The organism is Marinobacter similis (assembly GCF_000830985.1).
GTDB classification, from domain to species: domain Bacteria; phylum Pseudomonadota; class Gammaproteobacteria; order Pseudomonadales; family Oleiphilaceae; genus Marinobacter; species Marinobacter similis.
Genome location: NZ_CP007151.1, coordinates 3,813,768 through 3,832,361, shown reverse-complemented (window position 1 = coordinate 3,832,361; position 18,594 = coordinate 3,813,768). Strand labels below are relative to the sequence as shown.

General features: G+C 53.4%; 15 protein-coding genes and 2 pseudogenes. 12 read left to right on the top strand and 5 right to left on the bottom strand.

Features of this window, described 5'->3' with window-relative positions; translation table 11 throughout:
• The first annotated feature begins 2 nt into the window (after positions 1 to 2).
• From AU14_RS22380 to AU14_RS17675, 5 genes and pseudogenes are all read left to right on the top strand, one after another.
• Entirely contained in the window at positions 3 to 449 is a 447-nt protein-coding gene (locus AU14_RS22380) for a TolC family protein (protein WP_236744196.1), read from the top strand.
• Positions 446 to 925, top strand: a complete 480-nt coding sequence (locus tag AU14_RS22375) for a TolC family protein (RefSeq protein WP_407942862.1) — start codon at positions 446 to 448, stop codon at positions 923 to 925. Before AU14_RS22380 ends, AU14_RS22375 begins: the two co-directional genes overlap by 4 nt.
• A 266-nt stretch (positions 926 to 1,191) precedes the next feature.
• Positions 1,192 to 2,196: an efflux RND transporter periplasmic adaptor subunit gene (locus AU14_RS17685; protein WP_236744194.1), complete on the top strand. Its 1,005-nt coding sequence runs from the start codon at positions 1,192 to 1,194 to the stop codon at positions 2,194 to 2,196.
• Positions 2,197 to 2,210: 14 nt separating this feature from the next.
• Positions 2,211 to 5,316 (top strand): annotated as a pseudogene (locus tag AU14_RS24005) (efflux RND transporter permease subunit).
• Positions 5,317 to 5,333: 17 nt separating this feature from the next.
• A complete protein-coding gene (locus AU14_RS17675) occupies positions 5,334 to 5,678 on the top strand; it encodes a P-II family nitrogen regulator (protein ID WP_041343096.1) in 345 nt (114 codons plus the stop codon).
• A gap of 156 nt (positions 5,679 to 5,834) precedes the next feature.
• On the opposite strand, the gene AU14_RS17670 is transcribed toward AU14_RS17675, so the two are convergent.
• Complete coding sequence (locus tag AU14_RS17670) at positions 5,835 to 7,976, bottom strand: TonB-dependent receptor family protein (protein WP_041343094.1); 2,142 nt, start codon at positions 7,974 to 7,976, stop codon at positions 5,835 to 5,837.
• A gap of 100 nt (positions 7,977 to 8,076) precedes the next feature.
• Complete coding sequence (locus tag AU14_RS19430; RefSeq protein WP_148312781.1) at positions 8,077 to 8,316, bottom strand: hypothetical protein; 240 nt, start codon at positions 8,314 to 8,316, stop codon at positions 8,077 to 8,079.
• Positions 8,317 to 8,389: 73 nt separating this feature from the next.
• On the opposite strand from AU14_RS19430, the gene AU14_RS17660 reads away from it, so the two are divergent.
• The 5 genes and pseudogenes from AU14_RS17660 (at position 8,390) to AU14_RS24000 (ending at position 14,094) form a co-directional block, all read left to right on the top strand.
• Entirely contained in the window at positions 8,390 to 9,610 is a 1,221-nt protein-coding gene (locus AU14_RS17660; RefSeq protein ID WP_330217925.1) for a TolC family protein, read from the top strand.
• Between the two features lie 24 nt (positions 9,611 to 9,634).
• Positions 9,635 to 10,039 carry a hypothetical protein gene (locus AU14_RS22360; protein WP_236744193.1) on the top strand — a complete coding sequence of 135 codons (405 nt, stop codon included), beginning with the start codon at positions 9,635 to 9,637 and terminating at the stop codon, positions 10,037 to 10,039.
• Entirely contained in the window at positions 10,030 to 10,884 is an 855-nt protein-coding gene (locus tag AU14_RS17655) for an efflux RND transporter periplasmic adaptor subunit (protein ID WP_236744192.1), read from the top strand. Before AU14_RS22360 ends, AU14_RS17655 begins: the two co-directional genes overlap by 10 nt.
• 14 nt (positions 10,885 to 10,898) lie before the next feature.
• Positions 10,899 to 11,741, top strand: coding sequence for an efflux RND transporter permease subunit (locus AU14_RS22355; RefSeq protein WP_236744191.1), 843 nt, complete (start codon positions 10,899 to 10,901; stop codon positions 11,739 to 11,741).
• Between the two features lie 2 nt (positions 11,742 to 11,743).
• Positions 11,744 to 14,094 (top strand): annotated as a pseudogene (locus tag AU14_RS24000) (efflux RND transporter permease subunit).
• 81 nt (positions 14,095 to 14,175) lie between these two features.
• Here AU14_RS24000 and AU14_RS22340 read toward each other — a convergent pair.
• Positions 14,176 to 14,499 carry an ATP-binding protein gene (locus tag AU14_RS22340; RefSeq protein WP_236744188.1) on the bottom strand — a complete coding sequence of 108 codons (324 nt, stop codon included), beginning with the start codon at positions 14,497 to 14,499 and terminating at the stop codon, positions 14,176 to 14,178.
• A gap of 13 nt (positions 14,500 to 14,512) precedes the next feature.
• Positions 14,513 to 15,541 (bottom strand): sensor histidine kinase, encoded by a 1,029-nt coding sequence (locus AU14_RS17645; RefSeq protein WP_236744187.1) that lies wholly within the window; start codon positions 15,539 to 15,541, stop codon positions 14,513 to 14,515.
• 310 nt (positions 15,542 to 15,851) lie between these two features.
• Here AU14_RS17645 and AU14_RS17640 point away from each other — a divergent pair, with 310 nt between their 5' ends.
• Positions 15,852 to 16,082, top strand: coding sequence for a hypothetical protein (locus AU14_RS17640; protein WP_041343084.1), 231 nt, complete (start codon positions 15,852 to 15,854; stop codon positions 16,080 to 16,082).
• A 274-nt stretch (positions 16,083 to 16,356) separates the two neighbouring features.
• Here the strand turns inward: AU14_RS17640 and AU14_RS17635 are convergent.
• Positions 16,357 to 17,519, bottom strand: a protein-coding gene (locus AU14_RS17635; RefSeq protein WP_094191258.1) for an IS3 family transposase whose coding sequence is annotated in 2 segments (ribosomal slippage) — positions 16,357 to 17,264 and positions 17,264 to 17,519 — 1,164 coding nt in all. Because the reading frame shifts where the segments join, the coding sequence is not laid out codon by codon here.
• A 334-nt stretch (positions 17,520 to 17,853) separates the two neighbouring features.
• Here AU14_RS17635 and AU14_RS17625 point away from each other — a divergent pair.
• On the top strand, positions 17,854 to 18,582 hold the full coding sequence (locus tag AU14_RS17625) for a TorF family putative porin (protein ID WP_041343074.1): 729 nt from the start codon (positions 17,854 to 17,856) through the stop codon (positions 18,580 to 18,582).
• Positions 18,583 to 18,594 lie beyond the last annotated feature (12 nt).

Sequence of the window (18,594 nt, the reverse complement as noted above, 5' to 3'; positions counted from 1 at the left end):
GGATGGGCAATCGGGGCGATCTCGGTCAGTCGCGTGCTCAGAGCACTCTCACTTCTCAACAGCAGGAACTTGAATACCTGAAGGTGGCGACCAAGGCCCGAGTGCGGTCAGCCTACTTCAAAATACTGCTTGCACAGAAAGAGCTGGAAACGGCAAGCCGCACCGTTGAGCTGATGCAGCGAACCAAAGAGCTGGTCGAGGTGTCCGTTGAGCGGGGCAAACAGACCCGGATTGACCTCAATACCGCTGTCATTGGCTTGGCAAGAGCTAAGAGCCAGAAGGCCGAAGCGGAGCAAAAGCTTAGGCAATCAAAAATTGACCTGACGGAAGTTCTTGGGGTGTCCCCCTCCGATGCGGTAGGGGTCGTGGGAGAACTCAATGTAGCTCGTGCCAACTTGCCACCAACTAATCGCCTGGTCGCGATGCTCAGCGCCAGAGAGGGGATCTGAAAGCGGCAGCCGCCAGAATTGCTGCGAATGAGTCCGGCCTGGAACTGGCCAAGAGTCTAAGTATTCCGAACCTGAAAGTGTTCGGGTTCTACGAGCGGGAGGAAAGATCCAACCTTTTTGGTGCGGGTGTGTCGATGCCTCTGACTGTGTTTCATGATTATTCCGGTGAAAAAAGGAAGGCCTCGGCTCAGTTGAAAATGTCCGAGCTTGAGGCCGAGGCACTGCGTTTGGCTACTGAACGCCAGGTCGTATCTGCTGTAGCTCAGTACGAATCCGCCGTACGCAGATTGCGCCAGATGAACGAGTCGATTCTCGAGCGTTCGGAGGAAACGCTGCAACTTATGCAGAAAGCTCTTCAAGCGGGAAAAGTCGATGCTTCCGATGTCCTGTCCGCTCAGGACAATCTTTTGTCGGTGAGGAAGGAATACGTCCAAGTGCAACACGACTATATCGACGCCGTCCGGGCGTGGAAGTGAGCACCGGCGGTGCCCTTTCAATGTCATCCGGTTCCTGATGACAAGAAAATTAATGGTTGAACGTTCTCTTATATCGAAGGTGTTTAGATGATTCGAAATCTGCAGATATTGTTTGTCGCGATCAGTTTTCTGGTCTATCAGCACTGGCGTACGGCGCCGAAGAAGCCGAAGGAGGGCAGCACCAAAAGGGTGAGGCTGGGCACTCGGCTGAAGGCAGTGAGGCCCGCGAAGTTCATCTGACTCCAGAGCAGAGCGAGTTGCTCTCCGTGCAGACTGTAACGGTGCCCCGAGGCCGTGCTGACAATATCGTCACTGCGCCAGCTGAAGTTCACTATGTTCCGGATCGCGTCGCTGAGGTAGGGCCGCTATTGCAGGGAAAGCTTTCGAGACTGGCTGTTGATCTGGGGGACCAGGTTGAAAAAGGCCAGTTGTTGGCCGCGTTGAACAGCGTTGAGTTGGCCCGCATTCGTTCCCGCCTGAACTCGTTGAAAGCTCGGAAAGAAGCCGCGACTGCGGAGTATCAGCGAGAAAAGCAATTGCGGAGTGAAAGCTTCACCAGCGAAGAAGAGTTCCTGGACGCCAAAGCCGCTTATCTTGAGATTACAGCGGAGTACGATTCTATTCGTGAGCAACTGGCGGTTTTTGGCAGTGATTCGTCAGCCGCAGATAGCAGTCTCGCACAGTACGCGCTCCGTTCTCCTATCCAGGGGCGCATTGAGCGCATGGATGCCCGGTTGGGCCAAACCTTAAGCTCTTCAGATACGCCTTTTACTGTAGCTGATACCTCTGTGGTGTGGGTGATGTTGCAAGTTGCCGAAACTGACATTGGCAGGGTATCCGTCGGAGATGAAGTTCAGGTCTTCTCAAAGTCGGTTGAAGACCGCTTTCACACCGGGGAAGTGTCCTGGATCTCAAATGAGCTTGATGAGGAAACCCGCACCATTCCGGTTCGCGTTGTACTCGAATCCCCCAACGGCGACCTTCGTCCAAATACCTATGCCAAAGCGAGAGTCATGACTCAATCGGCGGCATCACTGCCCCTGGTTCCGCACGATGCCGTGCAAACCATCGATGACGAGTCCGTTGTATTTGTTCCGGGTAATGAAGGGGGAGCCTACAAAGCGGTTCCAGTCACTCTTGGCAAGGAGGCTAACGACTGGATAGAGATTAAATCCGGCATCAGCGCAAACACGGAAGTGGTTTCAGTGGGCGCTTTTGATCTGATGTCGGCCATTACCGCCAGTGGCCGCAGCGCCGCTCACGGACACTAATACTCGGGGGGAGTATGATCAACGCAATTGTGAATTATGCGCTGAACAATCGTCTGATGACGCTTGTTTTTGCTATCGCCGTGATCGTTGCCGGCGTATTTTCATTTCAAAAACTGCCGGTGGATGCGTTTCCGGACGCGACACCGACCATGGTTCAGGTATTCACTACCAGTCCTGGATTGTCGCCGGTTGATATCGAAACGCTGATTTCCTATCCCGTTGAGATCAGCATGTATGGTATTCCCAAGTTAGAAAAAGTGCAGAGCACGTCGATTTTCGGACTTTCGCGGGTGACATCTATTTCGAAGATGGCACCGATATCTACTTCGCCAGGCGACTAGTTAACGAACGGCTATCCGAGGCCAAACGCCAGATTCCCGAAGGGATGGGGGAACCCGAACTCGGGCCCATCGCAAGCGGTCTTGGGCGCATCCTGATGTATTCCCTGGAAGCTGAGGATAAAGATCAATACAGCCTGCAGGAAATTCGCACAATTCAGGACTGGATTGTCAAACCCCAGCTCAGGACCGTGCCGGGCGTAACCGGTGTGCTTTCTATCGGCGGCGAGGTAAAGCAGTACCAGGTCAATATCGATGCGCAGAAGCTTCAGGCAAGGAACCTGACGGTGTCTGATGTTCGCGGCGCCCTCACCCAGAATAATCGTAACGTCGGCGCCTCATTCATTACTCGCGGAGGTGAAGAGTACATTGTCCGCGGTTACGGCTGGGTCAACTCCGGTACCGCAGGCATCAAAGATATCCGGAACATCATTGTGTCCAAGAGTGAGGGAGAATCTCCTATTTACGTCAAGGATGTGGCGAAGGTTGGCCTTGGACCGGCAATTCGCCGTGGCGCAGAGGTGTCCTCAGGTGAGGAATCCGTGGGCGGTTACGTGATGAAGTTGATCGGGACCAACACCAGTCAGGTACTTGAGGACGTCAATGCAAAAATCGACGACCTGAACAAGTCACTCCCAGAGGGGCTGAAGATTGAAGCGTATTACTCTCAGGCAGACTTGGTGGGCAAGGCTATAGGCACTGTCGAGAAAGCGCTGCTTGAAGGCTCGGTTCTGGTGCTGGTTTTTCTCTATCTGTTCCTGGGAAATATTCGTTCCACACTGATCGTGGTGGCGACGTTGCCGTTGTCTGTACTCTTTGCGTTCATTGCTATGCGCATGTCGGGCCTGTCGGCCAACCTGATGAGTCTGGGGGGGCTGGCTATCGGCATCGGCATGATGGTGGACGGCGCTGTCGTGATGATAGAGAACATCTTCCGACACCTTGAGGAGCGATCCGATGAAAAGATCAGCGTTTTGAGGCTTGTAGGTGAGTCCGCCCGGGAAGTGGCTCGTCCGATCGTGTTTGCGATTGGCATCATCATCATCGTTTTTCTGCCGCTGTTTACGCTACAGGGCGTTGAAGGCAAGCTGTTTTCGCCCATGGCCTACACCATCAGCTTTGCGTTGATCGGTGCGCTGTTACTCGCGTTGACGTTGGTGCCTGTTCTGGCCTCCCTGTCATTCAAGATGGGTGGGCGTCACAAAGAGCCGAAGCTGGTTCTGTTCCTGAACCGGCTATACAAGCCGGTGGTGAATACTGTCGTCAAAGCCCCTAAGATTGTGATGGGCGTTGCCGTCATTGCTTTTGCCGGCAGTCTTCTGCTGTTTCCCTATCTCGGGAGCGAATTCGTGCCCACGCTCAGGAAGGCACGTTCCAGATTCGCTCGACACTGCCTCCTGGAGCCAGCCTGGAATCTGCCATCAAGTATGGCAAACGGATACAGTCCGTTGTAGACGAATTTCCAGAGGTCACCGGCACCTATGCCCGGATCGGTCGTGCCGAAGTGGGTGGTGATCCTGAACCTGTGAACGTTGTCGCGACGCTCGTCAATCTGAAGCCCCTGGATCAGTGGCGAGAGGACGTGAGCTACGAGGATCTCCAAAGCAGGATTGCAGAGGCTTTGGATGAGCGGGTTCCCGGGCTTGCCAACAATCTGTCCCAACCGATTCAGCTCAGAACCGACGAACTCCTGTCAGGCGTTCAGGCGCAACTGGTTGCCAGCATTTTCGGCGACGACCTGGACGAGTTGGGCCGGATCGGCAGGGAAGTGGCGGCACTGGCGCAAGAGGTGCCTGGTGCAACGGACGTCCGCGCTCAGCAGAGTGCGGGTAAAAAACAGATCGTTATTCGCCCCGACCGTGAAGTGCTGGCGCAGTTCGGCATCAGCGTCGATAACCTGATGAGTACGGTTGAAACCGGTATAGGTGGTAAAGGCGCCGGGCTGGTCTTCGACGGTGTCCGGCGATTTGAGATTTTCGCCCGGCTGCAGGAGTCCTATCGCGGGTCCATCGATGAAATCAGGAAGCTTCCCCTCAGGGGCAACAGTGGCGAACTGATCCCGCTTTCACGGGTAGCTGATGTTGATATGTACGCGGGACCCAAGAAGATTTCACGCTCCAATGCCAGTCGGCGACAGTACGTGCAGATGAACGTACGTGGTCGCGATATGGGCGGTGTTGTTCAGGATTTGCGCAAGCGGATTGAGGAGCAAGTGGACATGCCGCCGGGGTATTTCGTGGAGTTCGGCGGCCAGTTTGAGAACCAGGAAAGGGCCATGGCGCGGCTGGCGATTGTTGTGCCTATTACCCTGGCGCTTATTTTTCTGCTTCTCTTTTCGGCATTCAGTAGTCTGCGCTATGCGGCGCTGATCTTCATGAATGTGCCCTTTGCGGTTACTGGTGGCATTGTCGCGTTATTTGTGACGGGGCTTTACCTCTCCGTGCCTGCTGCTGTGGGATTCATCGCGGTGTTTGGCGTAGCCGTACTGAACGGTGTGGTGATGGTCAGCTACATCAATCAGTTGCGGGACGAAGGCTATGAAGTCATTGAAGCAGTCAAGCTGGGCGCTCAACGCCGTTTACGGCCGGTTCTGATGACAGCCTCGGTGGCTATCCTGGGGCTGATTCCCCTGCTACTGGCAGACGGCATTGGTTCCAATGTCCAGCGGCCGCTGGCAACGGTTGTGGTTGGCGGTCTGATCACTTCAACGCTGCTGACGCTGTTGGTGTTGCCCAGTGTGTACCAGTGGTTTGCATCCGAACGTCGTGACGTTGAAGTCTGATAGTCAGGAGAAGGTTTATGTATGAAATAAAGGCGTATGTCAGAGAGGTGATGGCGGAGCATGTGGTTGATGCTCTGGCCAAAGTCAAGGGAGTGGCAAGCATTGCCGTCGTGTCTCTCAACGAATTTGGTCATCTGGTCGGCGATGAGTCGCCTCTGGAGAAAGTGCAGATGGTCAAGCTGGAAGTAGATGTAGCGACTGAAACTGTTGCCGATGAAGTTGTAGACATCATTGTGCGAACGAGCAGGACCCGGGATGGACACCCGGGGGATGGCAAGGTACTGGTATCCCGCCTGGTTCGGGCTGTTCGCATCGAGGATGGTGCAAATGATGAGGACGCACTTCAGCCCACTTCAAGCTAGTTCTCTTTGAACTGGATGGCGGCATCGCGGCTGCAAACCCTCGCCGAAATGGCGAGGGTTTGTCAGCACTCTGAGCCTGGGCCTCGGGCCAGGGCTCTTTAATGTCGCAACGCAAACGCGAAGTCACCCGGAAATCAAGCGCCCTCCGGTTGTTCGTCAGAAATTGACGCTTACCCCCAATGAGGCGGTGCGTGGCAGGTTTGCCATGGCGCCGTCAGGCAAACGTGAGACAATTTGCTGCTCATCGAACACATTGTCCACTTTCAGGAAGACATCCGCACTGGCGGTCAGTGCGTAGCGGCTAATGAAATCGACCAGGAACAGGGACTCGGTCTCGTCCAGTTTCGTGGCGGTGTTGTTGCATCCCGCGCTGACACACAATTCGTCGGTGTAGGTGGCCACAAGGTAGTTGTCCCAGCCACTCGGGTGTTCCATGCCTGTTCGGAAGCTCATCTGGTTTTCAGGTACGTCCTTGAGCTGCTCACCTTTTTTCAGGCCCGAGGCGGCATTGTCCTTGCTGATTTCCGCCTGGGTAAAGGTGTAGGTAAGGCTGACCGGAAGGTAGAACTCTCCCGCCCGAGTGCCGGTCTGGAGCTGGAACTCAACACCGGCAATTTCGGCCTCGCCGGTTACGAAACTGCCGGAGGTGGCGCCATTGCTGCACGGCGATCCCACGGAACAGTTTTCGGCTTTGTTGGAGAAGTCGCTGTAGAAGCCGATCATTTCCGCGAAGAACGCATTGCCAAAGTACCGAAGGCCGGCCTCCCAGTTCTTGCTTGTTTCCGGCTCTTCGTTTGCCTTGGCGCCACCTCCGAGAGGGGAGAAACCCCGGTGCACTCCACCCAGAACCTGCCAGCTTTGGGACAGGTCATAGGTAAAGGAAGCGCCGGGCAGGAGTTCAGCACTGTCATTGGCGCGGGTGCTCTCGACGGTTGTGCGGCCGGGATCCGCGTATTGGGTGCGACCGGTTTTCACATCCTCGTAGCGTAAGGCGAGGTTAACGCTGAGCTTGTCCGTCGCCTGCCAGGTGTCGAGCGCCCAGAAGCTCAGGGCCTCGCCGGTCTCAAAGCGATTATTGCTGCCCGTGGGGGCGACAGTGTTCTGGAACACCAGAGAGCCGTTGACCTGGTCATAAACATCGACCGGCTGGAAACGATCCATTTCATCTTCGTGGTAGCGGGCGCCGAAATCAAACTGGTGGCTGCCCATGTCGACATCAAAGTTTACCTGCACGCCCTCGGACAGGTAGTCCCTGGCGTTGTTTTTGTAATCCAGGCCGCTGGCATCAACTGTGCCGTCCAGAATACCCTGGGCATTGGCGTCTCCTGCGTTTGCCGCGTCGATGATGTTTCCACCGCCACTGAGCTTGAACCAGTTCCGCTTGAAGTCGTTGCGGTAGAGGGTCGTGGTGCTGCTCACGGTGTCGCTCCACTCGAACTGGTGGGTCAGGCTGATGCCGGAGTGGGTGTTGTTCATCTGGTCGACGCTGGACAGCCCGTAACGCCGGTTCGGATCCTGGCTGAAGTCCGCATCGGTCAGGCCGAGGTAACTGGAGTTGGAGGTTTCCTCGGAGTATTGCAGCTTGGTGGTCACGCTTTGGCGATCACCCTGCCAGCGCAGTTTGCCGACATAGTCTTCGATATCAAAGCCGGTATCGCGGTTGCTGCGGTCAATTTCCTTGAAGCCTTTCGCGGAGCGCTGGACGGTCTCAAGCAGGTAGCCCCAGTCGCCGGCCGTGTCACCATAGGTTACATGAACGTCGGTGGAGCCGCGGTCGTTGGTGACGGTCTCAATATAACCCTGCCGCTCTTCGGGAATGGGTGTGGAAATCAGGTTGATGGCACCGCCGGTGGTTTGCGGGCCATAGCGCAGCAGCGGGGCACCCTTGAGCACTTCCAGCGAGGACATCCGCTTCAGCGTCGGGAAATAATAGGCGGCCGGATTGGAGTAGGGCGCCGGTGCGATAAGAATGCCATCTTCCATCAGGGTGACATTGCTGCTGCGCTCGGCCGTGGCGCCGCGGATGCCGATGTTAGGGCGCAGACCCAGACCTTCCTCTTCCCGCACATAGACACCCGGAACGGTTTTCAGTACCTGGTTGATGTCGGTCTCAACTTCGGTTTTCATCTGCTGCTCACCAACAACGTAGCCTGACCCTGGCAAGGTCTGGGCGGCAGAAGCATCGCCAATGATTTCCATGGGTTCAAGCATCTGGGGCAGGTCGTCCCCGGCGGCCCAGTTCAGACCCGGGGCAAGGCTGATTGCCACGGCCAGTGATAGTCGGGAAGGTTTAAACATGTGGTTATTCTCCGTTATCATTTGCTGTTATTAATGCAGGTAAAAATAATTCGCATTTAGGTTGCGTGACTTTACGGCTCTGTAACTATCGAGTCAATAGTCAATGCTCATGGTGCGGGAAGGTGTCACCAGGCTGAAAACGGTTAACAACCTCTCCCTGATTACTCGGTCTGAGGGTGATGCCGTGAGCCATGCTGGCGCCCCGGTTGACCAACTGGCCAGTCGGGCGATGATCCGGTTCAAAACACGGCAGGTCAAAAGCTTCTGTCGCGCAGGCCCTAGGCGATTTTTCTAAAATAAGCTGCAAATTCAAACTCAATTCAAAGTTTGCACTTAACATTTCGATCACTTCCTACCTCGCCACGGGCTTCTCACGCCCATAATTTTTGGCTACTAATCGCTTCGGGAGAACGATGATGAAGGCAAGCAAGCACTCGCTTCGGGCGTTGCTGTGTTCAGTACTATTGTCCATTCCTCTGTTAGGTCAGGCGGAGACTGTTAATTGGGCGAATTGGCTCACTGGCCAGATAAGCAAGCACCCAGAGGTACTGGCGGCGACAGAGCAGGCGGCAGCGCGGAAAGAGGACGCTGAGGCAAGTGAACAACCGCTGTATAACCCGGAGTTGTCCGTGGGAGCAGACAGAACGGGCAGTGAGAATAACTTTGAGGCAGGGCTGTCACAAACGATCGATTGGTCTGATCAACAGGGCGCATTACAGGAGAAGGCAAAGCTGATCAGGCTTTCTGCGCAAGCTGGCTTGAGCGAAGCAGTTCTGACACAAACGTCTGAATCATTGTTTGCGCTTGTCGAGTGGCGCGCCACTACGCTGTTTGAGGAAATTGCTGAATCCCAACAGCAGCGCCTGGATACCTTGCTGGACCAGGTTGAACAGCGCCAGCAGGCAGGTGATCTGGGGCGTGCCGACGCAGAGCTTCTGTTTTTAAATCTATCCCGTCAGTTGAGCGAAGTCGCCCAGGCAAAGGCCGCAGTTAATCGGGCAGAAACTCAGGTTCAAGAACGTCTGCCGGACTGGAGGCCTCAGGATGGGGGAATCCCCGAGTATATATGGCCAGCGCTGGAGTCCCAGATTGGTGATGCCGATCTGTTGGCACACCCGTCAATTGCAGCCGCTCGAGCCAAGTGGCAGGTGTTGAAAAGTGAGGCAGAGGTTGCCAGGCGCAAAGCGACAGCATCGCCGACAGTAGGGCTGAGCGGAGGACGTGACGGCGGAGAGAGCGTGGTTGGCCTGACATTCTCGATCCCTCTGAACGTCCGTAATAACTACAGCGCTGAAATCCGGGCTGCGAATCGACGGGCTGTGGAGGCCGAAGCGCGGTTTCAGGCGCTCTACCGGAAACAACAATATGACCTGGCGGGCGCTCGCGCTTCCTGGAAGCGATACGACAAGCAACTCCGTCGATGGAAAGAACTGTCCCAGGGGCGTGTACAGCGAAGTGCCGATTTGCTTGAGAAGCAGTGGCAGGTCGGCGACCTCTCCACCTCTGAGTATCTCCAGGCGCTGGGCCAGCGCGCGGAGAGCCTGAAAACCGGTATTGAACTGGAAAAGCTGGCGCAGCTGGGTCTGATTGAGCTCTTGAGCCATTCTGGCGAACTGATCACCTCCTTCCAATAATATTCTGGAAACTGGATATTCATTATGAAAAAAACTCTGATTTCAGTATTTGTACTGACACTGTTTATAGCTCCCCCTTCACTGGTGCAGGCCGAGGAAGATGCTCATAAGGAGGCCGGCCATGATCATGCCGCCGGTGGCGACGATCATCGAGAAGGCACCGGTGAAGAGGATGAGCATGAGGGCGGACATGCTGAAGAACGTGAGCATGAAGAGGAAGAAGGTCATGGCCACGAAGAGGAGAGCGATGGTGGTCATGAAGAAGCAACTACCGCAAGCATCAATGCCAAACAGAAAGAGCTCGCCGGCATTGAAGTAGCAACCCTCGAGAGCAAGCGCGTTGACTATGAAATCTACGCTCCCGGTGAGCTGCTGACCAACGGCTATACCAGCTATCACGTATCCCCCGGGTTGCCTCGGTGGTGTTGAAACGTCATGTGGAATTGGGTGAGCACGTAACCAAAGGCCAGCAGCTGGTCACCCTGTTCAGTGAGACGGTGGCACAGGCTCAGGCTGATTACAGGAAGGCTTTTCCTGAATGGGAGCGAATCAGCGGGCTGGGTCGTTCCGTGGTGGGTGATCAACGGTTCAATACCGCGAAAGCCAATATTGAAGCGGCGAGGGCGACTCTGCTTGCTTATGGGCTAAACGATGATGACATTGGTGCGCTGAGGGCCAGCGGCGTAGGTAGTCTCGGTGAATACACGCTCAGGGCTCGCGTGGACGGTGCAGTACTGACCGATGAGTTTGAGCAAGGACAAAGAGTTGAGGCAGGCCAACCGCTGGTGACTCTGGCTAATGAAAGCGAACTTTGGGTAGAGGCTCACCTGCCAGCAAACTCCGACATTGTCCTTAAGCAAGGAGCAGAAGCGGAAGTAAGAGTTGCAGGTCGTGTAGCTGTGGCAACGGTATCCCAGGAAGCTCATACCATTGACGCTGTGACTCGCACGCGGATTGTTCGGTTGGAGCTGGACAATCCTGAAGATCGTTTTCATCCCGGAATGTTTGCAGATGTGTATTTCCTTTTTAAAACCACGGAACCGGTGCTTGCGGTGCCGGAAAGTGCGTTGATGCGAGGCGCCGATGGCGACTGGACGGTCTATGTGGAAGAGGCTGAAGGGGAGTATGAGCCTGTGGAAGTGGAACTGGGTCGCTCAATTGGCGGACTCCGTGAGATTTCGGGCCTGACTGCGGGCCAACGGATCGTTTCGCGGGGCGCATTTTTTGTGGCCTCTGAAATTGCCAAAGGCGGCTTTGACCCACACAACCACTGATTCCGGGAGCCATTATGTTCAACCGAGTTGTCGACTGGGCGGTTCAGAACCGCCTGTTGGTTCTTATTGCGCTTGCAGTGCTTATCGCCACGGCCGCGTTTCAGATACCAAAACTGAACCTTGATGCTTTCCCCGACGTTACAAACGTCCAGGTCGCTGTTAATACAGAGGCGCCCGGACTTGCGGCTGAGGAAGTCGAGCAGCTGATCACCTATCCCATTGAAGCGGTGATGTATGCGTTGCCGGATGTTGAGGAGGTTCGGTCCATCTCCAAAACCGGGTTGTCTGGTGTCACCGTGGTCTTTAAAGAGGGCACGGATATCTATTTCGCGCGCCAACTGGTTTTCGAGCGGTTGCAGGCCGCGCGGGAGCTGATTCCGGACGGGGTCGGGGTGCCTGAAATGGGGCCGAATACGTCCGGTCTTGGCCAGGTCTACCAGTACTTGCTGATAGCGGACCCGGATTCGGGGTACGACGCAATGGAATTGCGCAGCTTGCACGACTGGCTGGTCAAACTGTTGCTGATACCTGCTGAAGGGGTGACAGAAATCCTGTCGTTTGGCGGAGAGGTCCGCCAGTACCAGGTTAACCTGAACCCGGCGCGAATGCTGTCCTATGACTTATCACAGAACGATGTCATGGAAGCCCTGGAGAGCAACAACTCCAATGTTGGGGGCTGGTATATGGGCCGCGGGCAGGAGCAGTTGGTTATTCGCGGTATGGGCTGGCTGGGTAATGGCGAGCAGGGGCTCGAGCAGATCCGTCAGGTGCCCGTTAAAACCAGTGATGGCATTACAGTGACAGTGAACGATGTCGCCGAGGTAGCGCTGGGCACTGAAATTCGCAGGGTGCGGTAACCATGACCCGGAAGGATGAAGACGGTCAGGTTGAACAACTGGGTGAAGTGGTTTCTGGCATTGTACTCAAGCGAATGGGGGCCAACACAAAAGCAACCATCGACGGCATTGAGGCCCGCATTGATCGCATAAACCAGGCGCTTCCGAGTGGGGTTCGTTTTGAGCCCTATTACAACCAAGCGGATCTGGTGACCAAGGCCGTAGAGACGGTGACCAATGCGCTTTTGTTGGCTTTTGTGTTTATTGCGATTGTGCTCGCCCTGTTTCTGATGAATCTGCGGGCAACAACGCTTGTGCTGCTTTCAATACCGATTTCCATCGGTATTGCCCTGATGATCATGGCCTGGTTCGGTCTCTCGGCCAACTTGATGTCTCTGGGCGGCATTGCTGTGGCAATTGGCATGCTGGTGGACGGCTCTGTTGTTATGGTCGAGAACATGTTCAAACATCTGACGCATCCTGATGCTGAGCACGACGCCCATCGGGATGAATTGGTGAAAAACGACCCGGACCCATTGGACGCCTCACACGATGACCATGGCATTGCGCTTCGACTGCAGGAAGCAGGCCGGGAAGTGGCGCGGCCAATTTTTTTCGCGACGGCGATTATCCTGGTCGTTTTCATGCCTTTATTCAGCTTTGAAGGTGTGGAAGCCAAGCTTTTTCAGCCAATGGCGATCAGCATAATGTTGGCCATCGTGTCCGCTGTGATCGTTGCTCTGGTGGTTGTGCCGGCCTTGGCATCGTTTATGTTTCGCAAGGGTATTCGGGAGCGGGAAAGTTTCATTTTAAAGCCCCTCGAAAAGCTTTATCGCAAGGGCCTTGACTGGTCGTTGAACCACACCCGCTCTGTTGTCGGTGCAGCAGCTGTCCTTGTCGTGCTGGCGGCCCTGGTCGTGCCGCGACTCGGTACTGAGTTTGTCCCCGAGTTGGAAGAGGGGACGATCAACCTCCGGGTGACGCTGGCCCCTTCATCTAGCTTGATACGGCGATTGAAGTTGCGCCAAAACTGGAAGCGATGTTGATGGAATTTCCTGAAGTTACTTACGCTCTCTCCCGGGCTGGCCGAGCAGAAATTGGCGGCGACCCGGAGCCCGTCAACAACATAGAGATCTATATTGGCTTAAAACCCACTTCGGAGTGGACCAGCGCCAGTAATCGCTATGAATTGCAGGCCCTGTTTGAGGAGAAGCTCGAACAGCACCCGGGGCTACTGTTTAACTTTTCTCAGCCTATCGCGACTCGGGTTGATGAACTGTTGTCAGGTGTTCGTGCGCAGTTGGCCATCAAACTCTTTGGCCCGGATCTCGGCGTACTGGCGGAGAAAGGCCAGAAGATTGAAGCGGCGGTCCGAACAGTTCAGGGAACACGAGACGTGGCCATGGAGCAGATTGCTGGTGAAGCGCAGTTGGTGGTTCAGCCTGACCGTCAGGCACTCTCCCGGTACGGACTCGCCGTGTCTGATGTGATGAGTGTTGTCCGGGATGGTCTGGGTGGTGCCGCTGCAGGCCAGATCATCAACGGAAATGAGAGGTACGATATCTATGTGCGTCTGGCCAAACGTTTCCGGGAGGACCGGGATGCCATTGCCGATCTCCGGTTACAGGCGCCGTCCGGAGCCTGGGTGAGACTCGGTGATGTGGCCTATGTGTCTATTGAGTCCGGCCCGCCTCAGGTGCGCCGCGATGACGTGCAGCGCCGTGTGGTCATTCAGTCCAATGTGCAGGGTCGTGACATGGGCAGTGTGGTTGCCGATATTCAGGATACCATCGCGTCAGAAGTGAACCTTCCTCCCGGCTATTCGGTTGATATTGGTGGTCAGTTCGAAAACCAGCAGCGAGCACAGGAGCGGTTGACCATTGTGGTACCTGTATCTCTGGGCCTGATCGCGCTGTTGCTGTACTTCGCTTTCAGTTCGGTCGGTCAAGCGTTGTTGATTCTAGTCAACGTGCCGCTTGCCGTTATTGGTGGCGTATTTTCACTCTGGATCTCCGGTCAGTATCTTTCAGTGCCCAGTTCCGTTGGATTTATCACGCTGTTCGGTGTGGCGGTGCTTAACGGGGTCGTTATGGTCGAAAGCATCAATCAGCGAATACAGGATGGGTTGAATGTGGATACCGCGGTGTTTGAAGGTGCCGTCTCCCGTTTGCGTCCAGTCTTGATGACAGCAATAACCTCGGCGCTCGGTTTGATACCGATGCTATTGTCGACGGGCGTGGGGGCGGAAATTCAGAAGCCACTGGCCAGCGTGATTGTGGGTGGTCTCGTGACTGCGACTTTCCTAACGCTTTTTGTTTTACCGGCTCTATTCAAGCGCTTCTCAAGGGCTAAACTCGATGATATGCAACAGTAGACGGGAAGTGAAAATATTTGGTCGTGAGCAGGGAAGGGTAATCCCTCCCTCATAGCGGGGAGGAGGAATTATGGTTGTGCTCTACTCTGGGAAAGGAAGCATAACTGTGATTCTGGCGCCCCCTGTTTCTGAGGGGCCAATGTTCATCTGTCCGAAATTATCTTCTAGTATTTCGGACACGATGGACAGTCCCAGTCCAAATCCAGAAACGGTTTCGTCAAGCCGGGAACCTCTATCCATCACTTTTGAGGCCGCTTCTGGATTAATCCCAGGACCGTCGTCTGCAACTTCTATCGTTAGCCCGGAATCGGTCTGGTTAATTGAAACGTCAATCTCAGCCTGACTCCACTTCCCGCCGTTTTCGAGCAGGTTACCGAATAACTCTGATAGGTCCTGACGCTCCATAGGCCAGCTGAAGCTATTCGGCAAGGAAGTATTGATACGAAAACTCTTGTCGGGAAAATTTTTCCATGACAGAAATGACGTTGTTCGCTATTTCAATCGGGAAACATGTTTGCCCCATCTGCCTGCCGGATATATCTGCCTTGCTCATGCGGTAGTTTAAGGATCGGCTTAGATCCTTTAGGTTGGAGATCATGAACTCTATGTCGTCGCGGGACGGAGGTAATGAACCAGTGTCTGACAAGATTGCCAGATTGGCAGAGATAGAGGTCATTACCATATGAGAAAGATCAGAATTTAGACGTCGATGGCGGTCAAGGCGGCGACTTGCTAGTTCAAGTAGGTTATTGAACTGTTTGATCAGTGGGCTGAACTCCTCTGGTGCGTCAGGATTCGAACGAGGTTGTTTGCCAGATAGCAGTCGCCTCATGTCGTCCTTGATGTGTTCGATCGGTTTCAAAGCCAGGTAAGTAGTGGTGCCTACCAGGGCCAAGAGAACACCAAGTAATAATGCGGAGGCAGCCAGCAAGGTCAGGTGAGCCCCACTGGATCGCCCAGCTAGTCCACTTTCCATTTCCAGGATGGTGACTGACGAAAACGGGCTATCAATTCCGACACTTCGTTTCAATCCAAGGAGGCCATCTGCACCTTGGGATATTTCTACAAAGCCCGCCGGCTTTTTTGAAACCATGCGCAACGTTGTTTGATCTATGTTGCTACTGGCAATGATGCTTCCGTCTTTCATTTCGACGACGAGGGCGTGCTCCAGTAGCAATTGGAACCGATCAATCATGCTGCCGATCTCGTCGGGCGACGGAACTTCGTTGTCAATGATGGTTTGAAAACTCTCCACCTCCTTGTTAAGGCGATGTTTTCTGGATTCGTTCGAAAGCTGCTCTATTACATAAGTGTGCGAGAGAAAAATAAGTAGAAAATACAAGAGACTGAAAACGATGCCATATTGGAGTGCAGTTTTTCGGATGCTTTTCTGCGCTGTCATGAAGGTGCTTTTGTCGATTGAGCGGAAGGCTTCAGTTGAAGGCACATAGACGTGCTCTGATTGGAAAGCATAGTTGGAATCGAAGCGTGCCGCAACGGGTGCGAGCCGGAGGGAGGGCCGCTCTGGTCTTCAGATCGGTCTGGCTTGGTCTTATCGTTCTTAGGCATTTGAATAACTTGATTTAGTGTCATCAAATCAAAGCCGACCTAAATGGCTTTTGAGCTTGTGGTAGCCGCTGAAAAAAACGTTTCATCAGCATATATTTTCAAGTGTGTTTAAAGTTTCGATGTTCTACTAAACACCCAAGGCCATTGAATGTTGCTGGTCTAATTGAAAAAAATGTCGGGGGCGTTTTATGAAGAAAGTATCCATGATTATAGTAGCTTTTTTCGTGGCAAGTGGTGCTTCTATAGCCCACGCAGGAGGGCAAGCGGACAGATACAACGAGGCAAGAAGCTATCCTAATAAGAGCATAGATGAACGTTCCTCCCAGTATCGTGTGGAAGAGAGCGAGACCATCAAAAAACTGAAGGAAGAACATAGATTGATTAAAGAGTTGATTGGGGATCTCTTGGAAAAGCAATAACATTTATCGTTGTTTACTTGGAGCCAGACGGGCAATTACGTGGCTCCAAGATTAATTTAATGGTAGATTTTTATTAATTTTCCCAAAATTGCGAAAGTCGCGCTTTAGTATTGATGAATCTCGTAAGAAAGACAGAGCGCAAAATGTTGGAAAGCTGCATTCTTAACTAAGATATTTTGCAGTATTCATGGCTAATTCAGACCTCTCTCGATTTTTTCATAAAACCATATCTAATCTAGAATTATCAAGTTAAAAATAGTTCTATTTGTAGTGGTCAACTAATCCCGGACAGTATTTTAAGGTTTTCCTCAGCGGCAACGGGTGAAATGCCGTCGTTGAACGCATGAGGTCGTTGCCGGTTGTAGTAGTCCATCAGATAGCCACCCACATCTTTTTTGGCCTCGTGGAGGTTCCGATATCCTAGGGCCGGTATCCATTCAGATTTCAGGCTCCGGAACAGCCTCTCCATCGGTGCGTTGTCCCAGCAGTTACCACGTCGGCTCATGCTTTGTGTTATTCGATAGCGCCAGAGCCTCTGACGGAACTTACGGCTGGCATACTGGCTTCCCTGATCCGAGTGGAACATAACTTTCTCCGGTCGACCACGCTGTTCCCAGGCGTGGTCCAGAGCTTTGACAACCAGATCGGCATCCGGACTGGATGACATCGCCCAACCAACAACGCGCCGGGCATACAGATCCAGCACCACAGCCAAGTAGCTCCATCGTTGGCCGCTCCAGACGTAGGTAATGTCACCGCACCAAGCCTGATTGGGTCGGTCTACCGTAAACTCACGAGCCAGATGGTTCGGAATATCTGGTCGCTCAACGGTAGCCTGCTTGTAAGCGTGAGGGCCTGGTTGCTTACAGATCAGCCCCAACTCACTCATCAGTCGTCGGACCTTAAAGCGACCAATCACCACGCCGTCATCGTTGAGCATGCCTTTGATTGTCCGGCTGCCGGCAGAACTGCGGCTCTTGGTAAACAAGCGGTTCACCTGAGCCTTCAGGGCCAGACGCTCAACATCCACGTGTTTCCGTCGTTGGCGATACTCGTAATAGCTGGAACGGCTGATATCGAACGCATTGCAGACCATTTCAACAGGCACTTGCTCACTCAACTGGTCTATCAGCGCGTACGATTCATGTCGTCCGACATCAAGAGAGCGGTAGCCTTTTTTAGTATGTCTTTCTCCTGCTCAAGGCGCTTGCAGCGGGCTTCCAATTCCTGAATTCGGCGCTGCTCCGGGGTTAAAGCTTTCCCCTTTGGGGTGACACCCTCACGCTCCTCGGTCAGCTGTTTGACCCAACGGCGAATGGCACTCTCGCCCACGCCCAGGGACGTACTGGCCTGGGGAATGGTGTAACCTTGGTCCAGCACCAGGCTGGCTGCTTCCTGTTTGAACTCAGGAGAAAAAGAACGTCGCTTTCTGGTCATCAGACACCTCGTTTATGGTGGCGATTTTACCACCTACGTTGGTGTCCGGAATCATTGAACCACTACAATTTTAGTCATCGTTTTTTCAATTCTTGTTCCTATTTGGTGCGCATTATTGATGAGCGCACTATCGACGAGCAATGCAACACTTGAAGCAGAGTGCTTATTGCATTGAATTGTTAAATATTTAATCAATTTTATGAACTGCGGCCCTGATTTGACAATAATTGCTCATAGAATAAGTTTTTTAAAAGGTGGCACAAAACGTGTATGCATTATAGGTGCGTTATTCAATGCGCAAATAACTAAGCTGTCCAAATAGAAGGTAAACACGATGAGAAGACGTATCTCGACTAAAGATTGTTTGCTAAGTGTTGGTTTGCTCGTAACCCTCCAAGCGGTCCCGTTAATTGCCAGCGCAGGTGTTAGTGCTAATTTGGGCATAACAAGCAACTACTTATTTCGCGGTGTGACACAAACAGATGGCTCAACGGCGACGCAAGGCGGGCTTGACTACGAACATGCGTCGGGGCTTTATGTTGGCGGCTGGGGCTCCAATGTGGATTTCGGCGATGGGACGAGCTACGAGCTTGATCTTTATGCTGGCTTCTCCGGTGTAATTGAGGATATCGGTTACGATGTTGGCTACATTTATTACTCTTACCCTGATGCTCCTGAATCTATTGATTTTGGCGAAATATACGGAGAGTTGAGTTACAGCATTGCATCTATAGGTGTTGCTTACACAGCAAACAGCGACGTAAGCGGCGAAGGGCTGTTCGTTCAAGGCGATATCTATTATTACGCATCAGTTGATGTGCCACTGGAAGACGATTTCAGCACAGGTGTTTTGATTGGCTATTATGATTTCACTGATGATGGCAAGGCGTCTATTGGCAAGGCGAGCTACGGACATGCAGCTGTTAACGTCACCAAAGATGCGGGAAGCTTTGGAGCTTTTAGTGTTAATCTGGAGTACGCTGATATCGATTCAAGTAACGCACTTGGTTCGGTCAATTCGGACGACCCGAAGTTTTGGCTGGGCTGGACTAAGTCTTTTTAATCTATTTGGTAT

What these genes read in the sequence shown, in the direction of transcription:
- AU14_RS22380 (WP_236744196.1), top strand. Translation starts at nt 3, where the DNA reads ATGGGCAATCGGGGCGATCTCGGTCAGTCGCGTGCTCAGAGCACTCTC.
- AU14_RS17675 (WP_041343096.1), top strand. Translation starts at nt 5,334, where the DNA reads ATGTATGAAATAAAGGCGTATGTCAGAGAGGTGATGGCGGAGCATGTG.
- AU14_RS17670 (WP_041343094.1), bottom strand. Translation starts at nt 7,976, where the DNA reads ATGTTTAAACCTTCCCGACTATCACTGGCCGTGGCAATCAGCCTTGCC.
- AU14_RS19430 (WP_148312781.1), bottom strand. Translation starts at nt 8,316, where the DNA reads ATGTTAAGTGCAAACTTTGAATTGAGTTTGAATTTGCAGCTTATTTTA.
- AU14_RS17660 (WP_330217925.1), top strand. Translation starts at nt 8,390, where the DNA reads ATGATGAAGGCAAGCAAGCACTCGCTTCGGGCGTTGCTGTGTTCAGTA.
- AU14_RS22360 (WP_236744193.1), top strand. Translation starts at nt 9,635, where the DNA reads ATGAAAAAAACTCTGATTTCAGTATTTGTACTGACACTGTTTATAGCT.
- AU14_RS22355 (WP_236744191.1), top strand. Translation starts at nt 10,899, where the DNA reads ATGTTCAACCGAGTTGTCGACTGGGCGGTTCAGAACCGCCTGTTGGTT.
- AU14_RS22340 (WP_236744188.1), bottom strand. Translation starts at nt 14,499, where the DNA reads ATGGAGCGTCAGGACCTATCAGAGTTATTCGGTAACCTGCTCGAAAAC.
- AU14_RS17640 (WP_041343084.1), top strand. Translation starts at nt 15,852, where the DNA reads ATGAAGAAAGTATCCATGATTATAGTAGCTTTTTTCGTGGCAAGTGGT.
- AU14_RS17625 (WP_041343074.1), top strand. Translation starts at nt 17,854, where the DNA reads ATGAGAAGACGTATCTCGACTAAAGATTGTTTGCTAAGTGTTGGTTTG.